The sequence below is a fragment of the Sinomonas sp. B1-1 genome, from assembly GCF_050474465.1.
Lineage (GTDB): Bacteria > Actinomycetota > Actinomycetes > Actinomycetales > Micrococcaceae > Sinomonas > Sinomonas flava.
The window spans coordinates 18,974-33,001 of record NZ_JBCHVF010000016.1 but is presented as its reverse complement, the minus strand read 5'-3'; the positions used below and the strand labels follow the sequence as shown (position 1 = coordinate 33,001).

The following is a 14,028-nucleotide window of genomic DNA, read 5'->3' as shown; positions in this document are numbered from 1 at the left end:
CGGGGCCTGGCGTCAGTGGCCGACGGCCGGCGCCTCCTTGGCGAGGAGCTCGTCCGACTTCGCCACCTTGAAGAACTTGGTGGCGAAGACCATGATCGCGGCGACGAAGGCGAAGACTCCGAGGGAGACCACGCCCCAGACGCCCGAGTCGGTGGGCACGGCGGCGTTGATGCCGGTGCGCATGAGCGGGGCGACGAAGCCGCCGAGGTTGCCGAGCGAGTTGATCAGGCCGATGCCCGCTGCGGCGGCGGTGCCGGTGAGGAACGCCGTCGGGAAGGCCCAGGTGATGGGGCCGACCGAGAGGAAGCTCGCCACGGCGAGGGTGATGAACAGGATGCCCAGGAGCGGCAGGTTGTTCGCTCCCGCCCAGCCCGAGCCGAGGATGAAGACGCCCGTGCCGATGTACAGCATGGTGCCCCAGTTGCGGCGGCGGACGATCGTGTGGGCTGCCCTGCCCAGGAAGTAGCAGGCGAAGAGCCCCACGAGCCACGGGATGGCCGAGACGAGGCCGACCTCCCAGCCGACCTTCTTGCCGAGCAGGCCGGCCACCTGCTGCGGAAGGTAGAACGTGGTGCCGTAGACGGCGATCTGGAGGGCGAAGTAGATGACCGTGAAGTACCACACCTTCCAGTTGGCCATCGCACGCCAGATGCCGTTGGGGCCGTCCTCAGTGCGGACCTTGTCCTCGAGGGCCATGACGTTCGAGAGCGCGGCCTTCTCCTCGTCGTTCAGGAACTTGGCCTGGGCGGGACTGTTCGTGAGGAGGAACAGCGCCGCGATGCCGGCGACGACGGCGAGCATGCCCTCGACGAAGAACATGACCTGCCAGCCGTGCCACGGCGTGAGGGTGTCGCCGAAGCTGATGAGGCCGCCCGAGAGGGGAGCACCGATCATCTGCGAGAACGGCTGCGCGAGGTAGAAGATCGCGAACATCTGGACGCGGACCTTGTTCGGGAACCACTCCGCGAGGAACATGATCACGCCGGGGAAGAGCCCAGCCTCGGTCACGCCGAGGAGGAACCTCAGGACGGTGAACATCGTGTCGTTTGTCGTGAAGGCGAACGCCGCGGCGACGACGCCCCACGTGATCGCGATGCGGGCCAGCCAGAACCTGGCGCCGAACTTCTTCAGGGCGAGGTTGCTCGGGATCTCGAACAGCGCGTAGCCGATGAAGAAGATGCCCGCGCCGAGGGCGAACGCGCCGTCGGACACGCCGCGGTCGGCGCGCAGCGCCGCCTCCGCGAAGCCGACGTTGGTGCGGTCGAGGAAGGCGACGAAGTACAGGATGACGAGCATCGGCATGAGATGCTTCGAGGCCTTGGCGATGGCCGATCTGAGGGCCGGGTTGGTGCCTACGGTGTCAGTCAAACGGGTGCTTGACGAAGACATGTCCACTCTCCTTCGAGGGGATGCCGGGGTGGGGGTGCGTGGTGGTGGAGTGCTCGGTCAGCCGCCGAGCGCGGGCAGGATGCTGGCAAGCCCGAATCCGACGAGGATCAGGCCGATGGCGAGGAACAGCATCCTCGACTTCGTCCAGGGGCCGGTCTTCAGGCGCATGTCGGTGCTCCCTTCTCAGTGCATGTAGAGGCCGCCGTCGACGTTCAGGGTCTGGCCCGTCACGAAGCCTGCGTCCTCGCTGATGAGGTAGTTGATGGCTGCGGCGATGTCCCGCGGGCTGCCGATGCGCGGCAGCACGCCGTCGGCCGCCATCTTCTCCTTGCGCTCCTCGGTGAGGGTGCCGCCCATGATGTCGGTGTCGATGGGGCCGGGGGAGATGACGTTGACGGTGATCCCCTGCTGGCCCAGCTCGCGGGCGACGCTGCGGGAGAACCCGATGATGCCGGCCTTGGCGGCCGAGTACGGGGTCTTGCTGTAAGTGCCGCCGCCGCGCTGGGCCGAGACGGACGAGAGGCTCACGACGCGGCCGACTCCGTGCTTGACCATGGACTCGACGGCCCGGCGGGTCGCGTAGTGGACGCCGTTGAGGTTGATGTCGAGGACGCGCTTCCACTCCTCGGCCGTGACCTCGAGGTACGGCACGGGCGATGAGACGCCGGCAAGGTTCACGAGCGCGACGATCTGCGGGAGGGAGCCCTCGAGCTCGTCGAAGGCAGCGCGGACCTGGTCCTCGTCGGCGACGTTCGCGCCGGCGCCGGCTGCGGCCACGCCGTGCTCAAGCGCGATCTCCTCGGCGACGCGCTTGGCGGCCTCGGCGTCGAGGTCGATGATGCCGATGCTCCAGCCGCGCTCGGCGAGGTAGTGCGCGGACGCGCGGCCGATGCCGCGGGGCGAGGCGGCGCCGGTCAGGATGACGGTGCGGGATGCGGGGAAGGCTGTCATGCTGCTCTCCAGGTCTGTCTCAGTTGTCGGTGTGGATCGGTGCGGGGCCGAGCTCGTCCATGAGCTTCTTCATGGCGACGTAGGCCCGGTTGCGGTAGGCGACGAGCTCCGGGATGCGCTCTGCCGGGACGTCCAGGTAGCCCTCGCCGGACTTCGTGCCGAACTTGCCGGCCTCAACGAGCTCCTTGAGGGATTCCGGCGTGGCGAAGCGCTCGGGCCAGCGGGTCTGGAGCGAGGCGTAGCAGAAGGAGTAGACATCCAGCCCCGCCATGTCCGCGATCGCGAACGGGCCGAACACGGGCAGCCGGAAGCCGAAGGTGGTCCGGACGATCGTGTCGATGTCCTCGGGGGTGGCGATGCCCTCCTCGACGATCTGGCTGGCCTCGTGGAACAGGGCGTACTGGAGCCGGTTGAGCACGAAGCCCGTGGCGTCCTTGACCCGCGCGCTCTCCTTGCCGGTGGCCGCGACGAGCCGCTCGACGAAGGGGATGAGGGACTCGTCCGTGCCGGGGTGCGGGATGAGCTCGACTCCGGGAATGAACGGCGCCGGGTTCGAGAAGTGGACGCCGAGGAAGCGCTCAGGGCGCTCCACGGCCTCGGCGAGGGAGGCGATGAGGATCGTCGACGTGTTGGAGCCGATGATCGCGTCGGGCCGCGCCGCGGCGCTGATCCGGCGCAGCGTCTCGTGCTTGATCTCGAGCTTCTCCGGCACGGCCTCCTCGATGAAGTCGGCCTCGGCCACCGCCTCCTCGATCGAAGCGGCAGGCGAGAGGTTCGCCTCGAGGCGCTCGACGGCGTCCTGCGGGAAGAGCCCGTCCGCGACGAACTCGCGCGCCTCGTCCAGGAGACGGCCGTAGTTCTTGCGGGCGATCTCCTCGGAGACGTCGGCGATGCGGACCGTCGCGCCGGAGAGGGCGAGGACCTGGGCGATTCCGCCGCCCATGTAGCCCGAGCCGACGACGGCGACGGTGACGTTCTGGGAAGTCATGGCTAGCCCTTCGGGAGGAGAGTGCGGATGTACTTCTGGTTCGTGGCGCACACGCCGAGGCTGTCGCCGCCGTACTGCTCGGTGAGGATGATCCCGTCGAAGCCGAGCGCGATCGCGTCGCGGAAGACCTGCCGGTAGTTGATGAGGCCAGCCTCCATCGTCGAGGGGACAGAGGTGGCCCAGCTGCCGTCGGCGGCCTCGTCGCGCGTGTAGTTCTTCACGTGCCAGTAGTTCGCGTACGGGAGGGTCTTGTCGAACAGCTCCTGCCAGCTCTCGACCGGGCGGTGGAGGCGGATGAGGTTCGCGACGTCGGGGTTGAGCCCCACGTTGTCGAGCCCGACCTCCTCGATGAACCGCACCGCGCTGTCGGCCGTGCCGATGTACGTGTCCTCGTACATCTCGAGGGACATCCGCAGGCCGAGGTCGGCGGCGTGCTTGCCGAGCTCGCGGATGCGCCCGACGGCGGTGTCCCACACCTCGCGGTCGTCGGGGTCCTTCGGGCCCTCGGCGGTCCAGAACCACAGGGCCTTGCGCTGGGCCTCGCTGAACGGCTGGTGGAGTCCGGTGGAGAAGACCTGCATGCCCCACTCGGCGGCGGCCTCGATGGTGCGGTGCGCGTACTCGAGGTTGCGCTCCTCGTGGCCCGGCATGATGACGCTCTGGCGCTGGAGGTGCACGGACGGGATGCCCACGCCGTGGGACGCGGCGATCGAGAGGAACTCGTCGCGGCGGGAAGGATCGAGGTCCGCGGGGCGGACGTGGCTGTCGGCCAGCTCGGCGAGGTTGAAGCCCACCTCGGCGATCTGGGAGAACATGTCGTCCCAGGTCTCGGCGGGGGCGTCGTGCAGTGCGATGCCGTTGCGGTCCACGGTCCTGAATCCGTGGAGGCAGGTGGCGATCGGCCATGATTCGGCCGTGAAGGCGGGTTCCGTCGGCATGGTGCTCCGTTGCATCGGTTTCTTTCCCGAGCCGTCCTGTGGTGCGGCTCACGAAAAGATCCTATAGGAAATATGTCTGACGTCAACCGTGGGTGCGGAGATTCTGGGCAGCGCAGAGCGGAGCAGGAAGAGACTCCTGGCCGGGAGGGGTGGCAGGAAGCCCGACGGCGGGCGCGGCCTACGCGCCGGCGTCCCACCCGCCGTCGTGCTTCTGGGTGGCCTCGACGGCGGCGGCGACCACGGCGCGCAGCTCGAGCCCGTCGATGACGGCGTCCCGCTGGGCACGCTCCCCCGAACCCCGCTGGAAGAGGGCCTTGAGGTCGCGCTCGGCCCAGTGCAGCTCGCCGGACTCCCGCAGCACCGGCGCGACGTGCGCGACGAGAGCGTCCACCGCGTCGGTCGCGCGCACGGGGCGCTGCTCGAGCGGGTGCACGAGGTCGCCGTTGAGCCCGGAGCGGCTCGCCCGCCAGGCGGCCAGGCGCAGGAGCGCGGCCGGGGTGCCCAGCGGCTCCTTCCCCTCCGCGGCCTCGCGCGCCGCGGTCTCGACGAGCCCGCGCACGAGGACGGCGAGGAGCGCGGAGTCCGCGGCGTCGAGGCACACGTCCGCCACCCGGACCTCGACCGTGGGGTGCTCGCGGGAGAGGCGGGCGTCGAAGTAGACCATGCCCTCGTCGAGGATGGCGCCGGTGCGGACCATCGACTCCACGAGCTCCCGGTACCGCTCCACCGTGCCGAAGAGCTCCTGGGGGCCCGAGGTCGGCCAGCGGTTCCACGCCTGGGTCCGGTAGCTCGCGTAGCCGGTGTTGGTCCCGCGCCAGAACGGCGAGTTGGCGCTGATCGCGACCAGCAGCGGGAGCCATTCCCGGATCCTGTCCAGGACCGCGATGCCTTCCTCGGGGGACTCCACAGAGGTGTGGACGTGGAGCCCGCACGTGAGCTGCTCCTGGGAAGTGAGCCGGTACTCGTCGGCCATCTGCTCGAAGCGGGCGCCCGGGCTCAGATGGGTGGCGGCGCTCAGGGGCGACGTTCCGAGCGCGGCGATGCGCGCCCCGACCTGCCGCGCCGCCTGGTCGACGCTGCGCCGCGCCCGGTAGAGCTGGCCGAGGATCTCATCATGGGTACGGGCCGGCGCGGTCTGGATCTCGATCTGCTCGAGCTTGAACTCGCGCTCGGTGTCCCGAGGCCTGCCCATGACCGCGAGGATCCGCTCGACGTCCGCCACAGGCTGGCCCGTCTCGGGGTCGACGATGAGCAGTTCCTCTTCAACCCCGAACGTCCGCATGCCGCCATTCTGTCAGGCTCCGGGCGTGCGGCCGGGCAGCGCGCGGCGGCCGGGCAGCGCACGGCGGCCGGCCTACGACTCCGAGGGGCCGAGCCGCCCGCGCGCGGGGCCGTCGGGCCGGGGCTCCTTGAGCTCGATGAACAGGCTGTGGGTCTCGCTCGTGCCGATGTTGGTGCCCGAGTGCTCCTGGGCGTCGAGCCAGCGCGCCTGGAACGGGGGCATCTCGACCTCGACCTCGCGGCCGCCGGAGGTGAGGCGGCGGATGAAGCCCGTCAGGGTCACCATGACGCTGTCCGGGTGGGAGTGCGTGCCCGTGGAGTCGCCGGGCCGGTCGAGGTACTCCAGGACGCGGACGCGGTCGTTCTCGAACACGAGGCGGTAGAGGTCCGGGCTGACCTCGAGAGGATCGGACATGGCGGGCCTCCTGGGTTCCGCAGTTCATGGTACTTCCGTCCCACGAAGGGACACGAGTATCGTAAGCCGCATGGTCCACGCGCACAATGGCCTCCCGGCGAGTCCCCATGCCGGGTCCTACACGGCCACCGGCCGGACGGGGCAGAAGAGCCGCACCCAGCGGGCCTTGGTGGACGCCCTCCGCAGCCTCATGGCGGACGGGCAGGACCCCTCGGTGTCGGACGTCGCGGCCAGCGCCGGGATCTCGCGCACCACGGCCTACCGGTACTTCCCCGACAAGGAGTCGCTCCTGAACGCGGCGATGCCCCAGACCGGCGAGCGTTCGCTCCTCGGCGAGGACCCGCCGTCGGACGTCGCCGAGCGGTTGGACCGCACCCTGGACGAGCACTTCGCCTTCATCCGGGACTGGGAGCCCCAGATGCGCGCCGCGCTGCGGGCCTCCCTCGCCCCCGGCGCCGGAGAGCCGGCGCTCCGCGGCGGCCGGGCCGTCCGGTGGTACGAGGAGGCCCTCGCGCCCCTCGGCGAGACCCATTCCGGGATCGACGTGCACCGCCTCGCCGTCCGGCTCCGCGCCGCGGCCGGGATCGAGCCGTACGTGTGGCTCACGGGCGTGGGCGGCCTGGGCGCGGAGGAGGCCTTCGCGGCCATGAAGTCCAACGCCCTCGACATCCTCCACGCCGCGATGCGCGGCGCATGAGCCCCTCCGGTCCCTAGTCTTGTGCCATGGAACACGACGTCTGGCCCCTTGTCCTCGACCTCGCAGGGGTGTTCTTCTTCGCCGTCTCCGGCTCCCTCATGGCGGCGCAGAAGAACTTCGACATCGTGGGATCGCTCTTCCTCGGCTCGCTCACGGGCCTCGGCGGCGGCGTGATCCGCGACCTCGTGCTGGGCCGCTTCCCGAACGCGTTCGCCGAGCCGGTCTACCTCGCGCCGCCCGTGGCCGCTGCGGTGGTGGTCTTCTTCCTCCTGCCTGCGGTCGTGAAGCTGCGCCGCACGCTGCTGCTGTTCGACGCTGCGGGGCTCGCGCTGTTCTGCACCACCGGCACCATCACGGCGCTCACCCTCGGCGCCAACCCCATCTCGGGTGCCCTGCTCGGCACCACGACGGCGATCGGCGGCGGGCTCCTGCGCGACACGGTCGCCAACGTGCGGCCCCAGCTGTTCGACCGGCACGACATCTACGCCGTCCCCGCCCTCCTCGGCGCGGGCCTGGTCGCGTTCCTCTGGCAGGTCGGCGCCTACACGCCCGCGAGCGGCGGGGCGGTCGCCGTGGTCGTGTTCGCCCTGCGCGTCCTGTCGCTGCGCTTCCGCTGGCGCGTGCCGTTCGCCGCCGTCGTGGCCCACCGCGAGGGGCGCACGACGCCGCCCGGCGACTGAGCGCGAAGCCCGCCGTTCCGCCTCTGGACGCCGGGGTCGGGACGTGGTCCCATGAGCTTGTTTCCGTCAGGGTTCAGGAGCGAGCATGGGCCTTTCCGTCTCGACCGCGAAGGTCGACATCACCCCCTCATCCGCCGCACCGAACCCGTACCTCGGGGGCTACGGCACCGACGACGGCGGCCGGGAGGCCTCCGCCGCCACGCCGTTCGCGCCGATCTACGTGCGCGCCGTCGTGCTCTGGGACGGCGGGTCGCCGAACCTGCTCCTGACCGCGGACATCCTCGCCTTCCCAGTGGCCCTGCACGACGCCGCCCTCCCGCGCATCCTCGGGCTCGCCGGCTGGGGTGCCTCGGACGTGGTGCTGCAGGCGACCCACACGCACAACGGCCCCGTGCTCGTCGAGACCCTCGACCCCTACATCTCCTACGGGCTGACCGACCTGACGGAGGTCACGGCCTACGGCGCGTGGCTCGTGGACCGGGTCGTCGAGGCCGCGCAGCAGGCGCTCGCGGCGCCGCAGACCCCCGTCACGCTCGACTACCAGGTCCTCACCCAGACCTTCGCCGTCAACCGGGTGGGCCTGCCGTACAACGAGACCGACGTCCCGCTGCTCACCGCGAGGGGTCCCGGCGGCGAGCCCGTGGCCGCCATCTTCGGGTACGGCTGCCACCCCGTCGCGGCCGGCCTGCAGACCCTGTACGACGGCGACTACCCCGCCGGCGCGTGCGCCTTCGTCGAGGACAGCACGGGGGCGTTCGCGATGTTCGTCCAGGGGGCCGGCGGCGACCAGAATCCGCGCGGCGCCGCCAGCTGGTCGCTGCGGGACCAGTGGGGCGACTCGCTCGGCTCGGCCGTGGTGCGGGGGCTCGACACCTCGGGGCGCACGCTGACCGGCGGCATCTCCACGGTGGTGCAGGGGCTCACGATCCCGCTGGACATCGACGCCTCCCCCGGGAACCTCGCAGCCGTCCGCGCCGACTACACGAACAGGCTGCCGAACCCCGCGGGCTTCCCGCCCTGGTACCGGCGCCACGCGGAGACCATGATCGAGAGGATCGACCAGGGGCAGATCGCCACCGGCGTCCCCTCGGCGGTCCAGCGGTGGACGATCGACGGCGAGGAGCCCCTGAAGATCGTGTGGGCGAGCGGGGAGCTGGTGAGCGGGTACGCGGTCTACCTGCGCGCGCACTTCGGCGGATCCCAGTCGGTGTGGGTCTGCGGCTACGCCGGGGCGTCGGTCTGCTACATCCCCACCGCCGAGTTCTTCCCGCCCTCCATGGCGCAGGGCAGCTACGAGGGCGGGTGGGACACGGACTTCGCCGGGATCGCGGGCGGCAGCATGACCGTGTACAGCTGCCTGGGGCACTTCGTGGCAGGCGGCGCCGGCGTCGAGTCGACGATGATCGACGCCTTCACCCAGATCCTCGACGCCGGCTGACCTCAGGGCCGCTGGTTGATCGCCCGCGCCCGGCGTCAGTGCTCGTCGTAGTGGTGCTCGTGGACGGCGTGCTTGTGGCCGTCGTGCTCGTAGTCGACGTGGTCGCCGTGCTGGACCGCCTCGTGGCCGCAGCCGGGCCCGTGCTCGTGCTCCGTGACGGAGTGCTCGGCGACGTGCTCGTGGTCGTCGTAGTGGTCGCCGTGCACGGCGTGGTGGTGGTCGTTGTGCACGTAGTCGACGTGGTCGCCGTGCTGGACCGTCTCGTGGCCGCAGCCGGGCCCGTGCTCGTGGTCCGCGATCGTGTGGCCCTCGTGGACGTGCGTCTTCGTCATCGTCGGTTACCTGCCCCTTCGCCTCGGGTCCCGGCGACCGGCACCGCGCCGAGCGCCTGCCGACAGCCTACGAATCCCCCGCCTCCCGGGCCAGACCCCCGCGTGACTTTTCGCGGCCGGGAGGCGGTTCTCCGTGTGGGCGGCATGCGGCGCCCCATCCGCAGAAAGGATCCCCCATGCCCCTGCCCGTCAGCCTTGAAGAGTTCGTCCTCGGGTGGGACACATTCCGCGCCGCGCTCGCGGGGCAGGCCGGGGAGATCACCGCCACCCTCGGCCTCGAGCCCCACGCGTGCGACGGCGCGATGGTCGCCACGCGCATGCCGCTCGCCGGCCGGCTGTGCGGGCCGGGCGGCCACTTCTCCTCGACTGCCCTGTTCGGAGCCGCGGACCTGACGGGGTCCTACCTCGCAGGCCAGGCCATGGGCCCGGGGCGCTCGCCGCTCGTGACGCAGTCGAGCATGAGCTTCCTCGACAGCTCGGGCCTCGGCCCGGCCGTCGCGACGGCGCGGCTGCAGCGCGCGGGCGGGAGCGTCGTCGTCGCCCGGGTGGACGTGACGGACGGGGATGGGCGGCTGCTGACGACGTCGACCTTCACCTACGTGCCCGCACCAGCCGAGGGGTGAGGGGCAGGGCCCGGCGTGTCCGAGCGGCAGATATGCGCGCTGTCACGGCCATCGCGATTCCAGCATAGGATCAGTAGGCATGGCTCCTAAAAACGAACCGGAACCAGAGACTGACGTCGAGGGCGGCCAGTCCGGCGGAGTGCAGTCCGTGGAGCGGGCGCTGACTGTCTTGGAGATCCTGGCCCGGGAAGGGCACGCGGGCGTCAGTGAGATTGCCGAGGAGATGGGGATCCACAAGTCCACCGTCTCTCGGCTGATGGGGTCTCTGGTGAGTCGTGGGATGGTCCACCAGAACAGCGATCGCGGCAAGTACCAGCTCGGGTTTGGGATCCTCCGCCTGGCCAGCTCCATTCCTGGGCGGCTGAGTCTGGTCCACGAGGCACGGCCTGTGCTCGAGAGCCTCGCCGAAGAGTTCAAGGAAACGGTCAACCTCGCCGTCCTGCGTTCCAACTATGCCGTCAATGTCGACCAAGCCATGGGTCCCTCCACACTGGCAACGTATGACTGGGTGGGAAGCCTGACGCCGCTGCACGCCACCTCCAGCGGGAAGGTGCTCCTGGCTGCCTTGGGTGCGGATGAACGGGACCGCATCCTGAAGGAGACCGGGCTGAAAGCCCGCACGGCCAGGACCATCACCAGCCGGAAAGAACTGGATGCACAGCTGCTCGAGGTGGGCGCCAAGGGGTACGCGGTAGTGCGGGAGGAGTTCGAGATCGGCCTGAATGCAGTGGCGGTGCCCGTCTACAACCATCGGGGCGAAGTAACGGGCGCCATCAGCATTTCGGGGCCCGCGTTCCGGTTCGACCCCGAGAAGATCCCCGGCCTGCTGGAAACGCTCACGGAAGCCGGACTCAAGGTCAGCGCGAACATGGGCTACACGCGGCGCTAGGACCATCGATGCCCCGAATCCAAGATGACTCAGGGCCATTGCCTGTTTTCGAATGCCGTTGACAATCTTCGGTTGCCCGCGATGCACTGCGCCGCAGGTCCGACGGCGTCCTCCGCCAAGACTTCGGTCAGCTGGTGTGCATCGTCGTGGCGGTGGTGGTCTGCACCCTCGCGGTCCTCGCCGCGGCGATCCGTATGAGCCGAGTGCTCCGAGCCACGGTTTCCATCGGCAAGTGGGGCCTCCCCGTGAACATCCTTGCCGTGCTGGGGGCGTTGCCATGATTGCGAACCTGCGCGGCCGGGTGAATTGGCCTCCTGCCTGCGGAGTGTCAGAACGCACCCGTCATCGCTTGACAGCGAGGGTGGCCTACGTCACGCTGTTGCACATGCTGATTGTTGTTGCGTAGTACGCACGTTCCAGGAAGGGCCTGATATGGATCCGCTCCAAGCATCGCCCGCGAGACCCCTTCTCGCGCAGCTCCTCCTGAACGCGCAACTTCAACCCCAGACGATGCCGCTTGCCTCCACGCCGTAGTCGCCCAAAAGCCACACTTACCCAGCCCTCCCGGGAGGAATCAATGACTGCTCCAGTGAACGCGCCCCTCAATTCGCGCGGAAAACTCGCTTCGACCTTGCCTGCAGAGAAGCTGGCGGAGATCGCCGCGCTGTTCGAGTTCCGGCGTCAAGGATATTCACTCGATGCCCCCTTCTACACCGACCCGACGCTCTTCAAGATCGACATGGAGGCCATCTTCGGCCAGCACTGGATCTTTGCCGGTAGCATTGCCGAACTGCCGGAGCCGGGCGACTACATCACGGTCGACTACGGCCCCTACTCCCTGATTGTGCTGCGCACCGACGAGGGTGACGTCAACGTCCTGCACAATGTCTGCCGCCACCGTGGTGCACGTGTCCTGACCGAGGCGGCCGGTTCCACCGGAAACCTGGTCTGCGGCTACCACTCCTGGACTTACTCGCCCGAGGGCAACCTGATCCACGCCTCCGCTCCCGGTGAAGCGAAGTTCGACAAGAACTGCTTCGCCCTCAAGCGTGCCCACAGCCGCGAGGTTGCCGGACTCATCTTCGTCTGCATTGCTGACGAGCCGCCCGCAGACTTCGACGAGACCTCGAAGATCTTCGAGCCCTACCTCGCACCCCACGACCTGTCCAAGACGAAGATCGCCTACCAGCAGAACATCATCGAAGAGGGCAACTGGAAGCTCGTCATGGAGAACAACCGTGAGTGCTACCACTGCGACGGGCACCCGGAACTCGCCTGCTCGCTCTTCCCGACCTGGGGCCTGACCGAGGGACTGATCCCGGCCCACCTTGAAGAGGTATGGGACCGCAATAAGGAAGCCCAGTCCTCGCTCGAGGATCGGTGCCGCCGGTACGGCCTGCCCTACGAGGTGGTTGAGGAACTCGACACCCGCATCGCCGGTATCCGCATCTCACGCGAATCCCTGGACGGCGAAGGCGAATCGTTCTCGGCCGACGGCCGCAGGCTCTCCAAGAAGCTGCTTGGCGACCTGCCGGACTTCCGCCTGGGCCGCTGCTCGATGCACCTGCAGCCCAACAGCTGGTTCCACTTCCTGGGCGACCACGTCATCACGTTCGGCGTCTTCCCCATCAACGAGCACCAGTCCCTGGTCCGCACCACCTGGCTGGTGGCTGATGACGCCGAGGAAGGCGTTGACTACGACCTCGACAAGCTCACGTACACCTGGAAGCAGACCAACCTGCAGGACAAGGCGTTCGTGGAACTGTGCCAGCAGGGTGCGGCCAGCCCCGCCTACGAGCCCGGCCCCTACATGAAGAGCGAATACCAGGTGGAGGCGTTCATCAACTGGTACGTCCAGCGCGTCCAGGAGCACTTGGCATGATTGACGTCCTCACCGAGATTCCCACCCAGGAGCCACAGCGCATCCGCGGCCTTGAAATGCCGTGGAACCGGGTAATGGGCAGCATCGAAGGACCGGCCAGCGCAGCCAAGGCCCTGGGTCCGTGGCATCCGCAGGAGTTCATGGCCGAATGCGTCGAGACTGTTCCCGAAGCGGGCGGCATGATGACCTTCGTGTTCCGCCGCACCGACGGCGCGCCCCTCGCGTTCCGCGCGGGCCAGTACGTGAACATCGCCTTCCCGGTGAACGGCGAGGACCAGGAACCGGTGGACCGCAGCTACTCGCTGTCCAGCTCACCCACGGAACCGTGGACCTTCAGCGTTACCGTCAAGCGCGACCCGGGCGGACTGGTTTCCCCGTGGGTGCACCAGAACGTCAGGCCCGGCACCGTCCTGGACATGCTGGGACCTGTAGGTGCATTCCACCTCCCTGACGCCGACCGGCGCGCGCGGTACCTCTTCCTGGCCGCCGGCGCCGGCATCACCCCCATCATGTCGATGCTGCGCACCATCCACTCCCTGCCCGGAAGCGCCGACGTGGTGGTGCTCTACCACGGCGCGGAAGCCGGCGGCTTCGCCTTCCACCGGGAGCTGGCCTACATCGCATCCGTGGACTCGCGCGTCAAGGTCTTCTACTCCCTGGGCGACCGCAGCAAGCCCGACGGGTGGGAAGGGCTCAGTGGAAGGCTGACGGCCGCCATGATCGACCAGGTTGCTCCGGATGCAAACGGGCGCCAAGTGTATGCCTGCGGCCCGGAGGGTTACCTGAACAGCGCCACCGAACTCCTCAAGAAGGTAGGCGTCGACGACACCTCCATCTACATGGAGTTCTTCTCGGGTGACCGCCAGACCATCCTCGAGTACCAGGCTGAGCTCGCCCTCGCGGCGGACATCGCAGAGGAGATTGCAGAGGAGATCGCCAACTCCGCTGAGGACTACTACGAAAGCCAGCCCAGCCCGTTCGGACTCTATGAGCCCGGTTACGACGAGGATGGAACACTGCAGGCCGCGGGGCTGCCGCTCGAAACCGCCAACCCGGACGCGCCAATCCCCGGAGGCAGTTCGGACGCAGGGCCCGAGACAGGGACCCCCGATGCCTCGAGCTTCGACACGGTCGGAACGGGAAGTCTCACCCTGTCCTTCATGCGCACCGGCATCAATGTGCGGATCGATCCCGACCAGCACATCCTCGAGGTGGCGCAGCGGGCGGGTGTCAGGATCGGCGCCAACTGCAAGGAGGGCATGTGCGGCTCCTGCAAGATCGTCAAGCTTTCCGGGGAGGTCGAGATGAACCACCAAGGCGGGATCCGCAAACGGGAGATCGACGCAGGCAAATTCCTTCCCTGCTGTTCCACAGCGCGCACCGACATGGTCCTCGACGCCTGAACGCCCGCAGAAGCGGCGCCTGCGTCCCCCACACCGAGACGGCCTGATACAGACCTTGCCCGCTGACCAGTACAGCTGGCCCCGATCTCATATATCAGTTGTCAATTTCGAATATATCTATA

Annotated in this window: 15 protein-coding genes; 8 read left to right on the top strand and 7 right to left on the bottom strand. The window is 68.7% G+C overall.

The features are described from left to right. Positions 1-12 precede the first annotated feature (12 nt). From ACQ5BE_RS17730 to ACQ5BE_RS17705, 6 genes are all read right to left on the bottom strand, one after another. Positions 13-1,389, bottom strand: coding sequence for an MFS transporter (locus tag ACQ5BE_RS17730; RefSeq protein WP_413248707.1), 1,377 nt, complete (start codon positions 1,387-1,389; stop codon positions 13-15). Positions 1,390-1,572: 183 nt separating this feature from the next. Further along, complete coding sequence (locus tag ACQ5BE_RS17725; protein ID WP_413248708.1) at positions 1,573-2,340, bottom strand: SDR family NAD(P)-dependent oxidoreductase; 768 nt, start codon at positions 2,338-2,340, stop codon at positions 1,573-1,575. 19 nt (positions 2,341-2,359) lie between these two features. Next, entirely contained in the window at positions 2,360-3,328 is a 969-nt protein-coding gene (locus tag ACQ5BE_RS17720) for a 3-hydroxyacyl-CoA dehydrogenase family protein (protein WP_413248709.1), read from the bottom strand. Between the two features lie 2 nt (positions 3,329-3,330). Beyond that, the gene (locus tag ACQ5BE_RS17715; RefSeq protein ID WP_430298290.1) at positions 3,331-4,266 is read right to left on the bottom strand and encodes a sugar phosphate isomerase/epimerase family protein; all 936 of its coding nucleotides are present in this window, start codon (positions 4,264-4,266) and stop codon (positions 3,331-3,333) included. Between the two features lie 178 nt (positions 4,267-4,444). Next, positions 4,445-5,548 (bottom strand): glutamate--cysteine ligase, encoded by a 1,104-nt coding sequence (locus tag ACQ5BE_RS17710; RefSeq protein WP_430298289.1) that lies wholly within the window; start codon positions 5,546-5,548, stop codon positions 4,445-4,447. Between the two features lie 72 nt (positions 5,549-5,620). Continuing rightward, positions 5,621-5,962: a cytoplasmic protein gene (locus tag ACQ5BE_RS17705; protein ID WP_430298288.1), complete on the bottom strand. Its 342-nt coding sequence runs from the start codon at positions 5,960-5,962 to the stop codon at positions 5,621-5,623. A 70-nt stretch (positions 5,963-6,032) separates the two neighbouring features. Between ACQ5BE_RS17705 and ACQ5BE_RS17700 the strand changes: the two genes are divergently transcribed. The 3 genes from ACQ5BE_RS17700 (at position 6,033) to ACQ5BE_RS17690 (ending at position 8,777) form a co-directional block, all read left to right on the top strand. Next, positions 6,033-6,659 carry a TetR/AcrR family transcriptional regulator gene (locus ACQ5BE_RS17700; protein WP_430298287.1) on the top strand — a complete coding sequence of 209 codons (627 nt, stop codon included), beginning with the start codon at positions 6,033-6,035 and terminating at the stop codon, positions 6,657-6,659. Positions 6,660-6,685: 26 nt separating this feature from the next. Then, entirely contained in the window at positions 6,686-7,339 is a 654-nt protein-coding gene (locus ACQ5BE_RS17695) for a trimeric intracellular cation channel family protein (protein WP_430298286.1), read from the top strand. A gap of 85 nt (positions 7,340-7,424) precedes the next feature. Continuing rightward, complete coding sequence (locus ACQ5BE_RS17690; RefSeq protein WP_430298285.1) at positions 7,425-8,777, top strand: hypothetical protein; 1,353 nt, start codon at positions 7,425-7,427, stop codon at positions 8,775-8,777. Positions 8,778-8,812: 35 nt separating this feature from the next. On the opposite strand, the gene ACQ5BE_RS17685 is transcribed toward ACQ5BE_RS17690, so the two are convergent. Then, positions 8,813-9,109 carry a hypothetical protein gene (locus ACQ5BE_RS17685; protein WP_430298284.1) on the bottom strand — a complete coding sequence of 99 codons (297 nt, stop codon included), beginning with the start codon at positions 9,107-9,109 and terminating at the stop codon, positions 8,813-8,815. Positions 9,110-9,285: 176 nt separating this feature from the next. Here ACQ5BE_RS17685 and ACQ5BE_RS17680 point away from each other — a divergent pair, with 176 nt between their 5' ends. The 5 genes from ACQ5BE_RS17680 to ACQ5BE_RS17660 all read left to right on the top strand — a co-directional run bounded on the left by ACQ5BE_RS17680 (position 9,286) and on the right by ACQ5BE_RS17660 (position 13,906). Next, positions 9,286-9,732: a PaaI family thioesterase gene (locus ACQ5BE_RS17680; RefSeq protein WP_430298283.1), complete on the top strand. Its 447-nt coding sequence runs from the start codon at positions 9,286-9,288 to the stop codon at positions 9,730-9,732. Positions 9,733-9,811: 79 nt separating this feature from the next. Next, positions 9,812-10,621, top strand: coding sequence for an IclR family transcriptional regulator (locus ACQ5BE_RS17675; RefSeq protein ID WP_344299150.1), 810 nt, complete (start codon positions 9,812-9,814; stop codon positions 10,619-10,621). Positions 10,622-10,755: 134 nt separating this feature from the next. Then, positions 10,756-10,902: a hypothetical protein gene (locus ACQ5BE_RS17670; protein WP_430298282.1), complete on the top strand. Its 147-nt coding sequence runs from the start codon at positions 10,756-10,758 to the stop codon at positions 10,900-10,902. A 296-nt stretch (positions 10,903-11,198) separates the two neighbouring features. Further along, a complete protein-coding gene (locus ACQ5BE_RS17665; RefSeq protein ID WP_430298281.1) occupies positions 11,199-12,503 on the top strand; it encodes an aromatic ring-hydroxylating oxygenase subunit alpha in 1,305 nt (434 codons plus the stop codon). After that, on the top strand, positions 12,500-13,906 hold the full coding sequence (locus ACQ5BE_RS17660) for a ferredoxin reductase (RefSeq protein WP_430298280.1): 1,407 nt from the start codon (positions 12,500-12,502) through the stop codon (positions 13,904-13,906). Before ACQ5BE_RS17665 ends, ACQ5BE_RS17660 begins: the two co-directional genes overlap by 4 nt. The last annotated feature ends 122 nt before the right edge of the window (positions 13,907-14,028 follow it).

Excerpts from the sequence above, each read along its gene's own strand:
- ACQ5BE_RS17725 (WP_413248708.1), bottom strand. The coding sequence starts at position 2,340 with ATGACAGCCTTCCCCGCATCCCGCACCGTCATCCTGACCGGCGCCGCC.
- ACQ5BE_RS17715 (WP_430298290.1), bottom strand. The coding sequence starts at position 4,266 with ATGCCGACGGAACCCGCCTTCACGGCCGAATCATGGCCGATCGCCACC.
- ACQ5BE_RS17685 (WP_430298284.1), bottom strand. The coding sequence starts at position 9,109 with ATGACGAAGACGCACGTCCACGAGGGCCACACGATCGCGGACCACGAG.
- ACQ5BE_RS17710 (WP_430298289.1), bottom strand. The coding sequence starts at position 5,548 with ATGCGGACGTTCGGGGTTGAAGAGGAACTGCTCATCGTCGACCCCGAG.
- ACQ5BE_RS17705 (WP_430298288.1), bottom strand. The coding sequence starts at position 5,962 with ATGTCCGATCCTCTCGAGGTCAGCCCGGACCTCTACCGCCTCGTGTTC.
- ACQ5BE_RS17660 (WP_430298280.1), top strand. The coding sequence starts at position 12,500 with ATGATTGACGTCCTCACCGAGATTCCCACCCAGGAGCCACAGCGCATC.
- ACQ5BE_RS17665 (WP_430298281.1), top strand. The coding sequence starts at position 11,199 with ATGACTGCTCCAGTGAACGCGCCCCTCAATTCGCGCGGAAAACTCGCT.
- ACQ5BE_RS17690 (WP_430298285.1), top strand. The coding sequence starts at position 7,425 with ATGGGCCTTTCCGTCTCGACCGCGAAGGTCGACATCACCCCCTCATCC.
- ACQ5BE_RS17680 (WP_430298283.1), top strand. The coding sequence starts at position 9,286 with ATGCCCCTGCCCGTCAGCCTTGAAGAGTTCGTCCTCGGGTGGGACACA.
- ACQ5BE_RS17700 (WP_430298287.1), top strand. The coding sequence starts at position 6,033 with ATGGTCCACGCGCACAATGGCCTCCCGGCGAGTCCCCATGCCGGGTCC.
- ACQ5BE_RS17720 (WP_413248709.1), bottom strand. The coding sequence starts at position 3,328 with ATGACTTCCCAGAACGTCACCGTCGCCGTCGTCGGCTCGGGCTACATG.
- ACQ5BE_RS17675 (WP_344299150.1), top strand. The coding sequence starts at position 9,812 with ATGGCTCCTAAAAACGAACCGGAACCAGAGACTGACGTCGAGGGCGGC.
- ACQ5BE_RS17695 (WP_430298286.1), top strand. The coding sequence starts at position 6,686 with ATGGAACACGACGTCTGGCCCCTTGTCCTCGACCTCGCAGGGGTGTTC.
- ACQ5BE_RS17730 (WP_413248707.1), bottom strand. The coding sequence starts at position 1,389 with ATGTCTTCGTCAAGCACCCGTTTGACTGACACCGTAGGCACCAACCCG.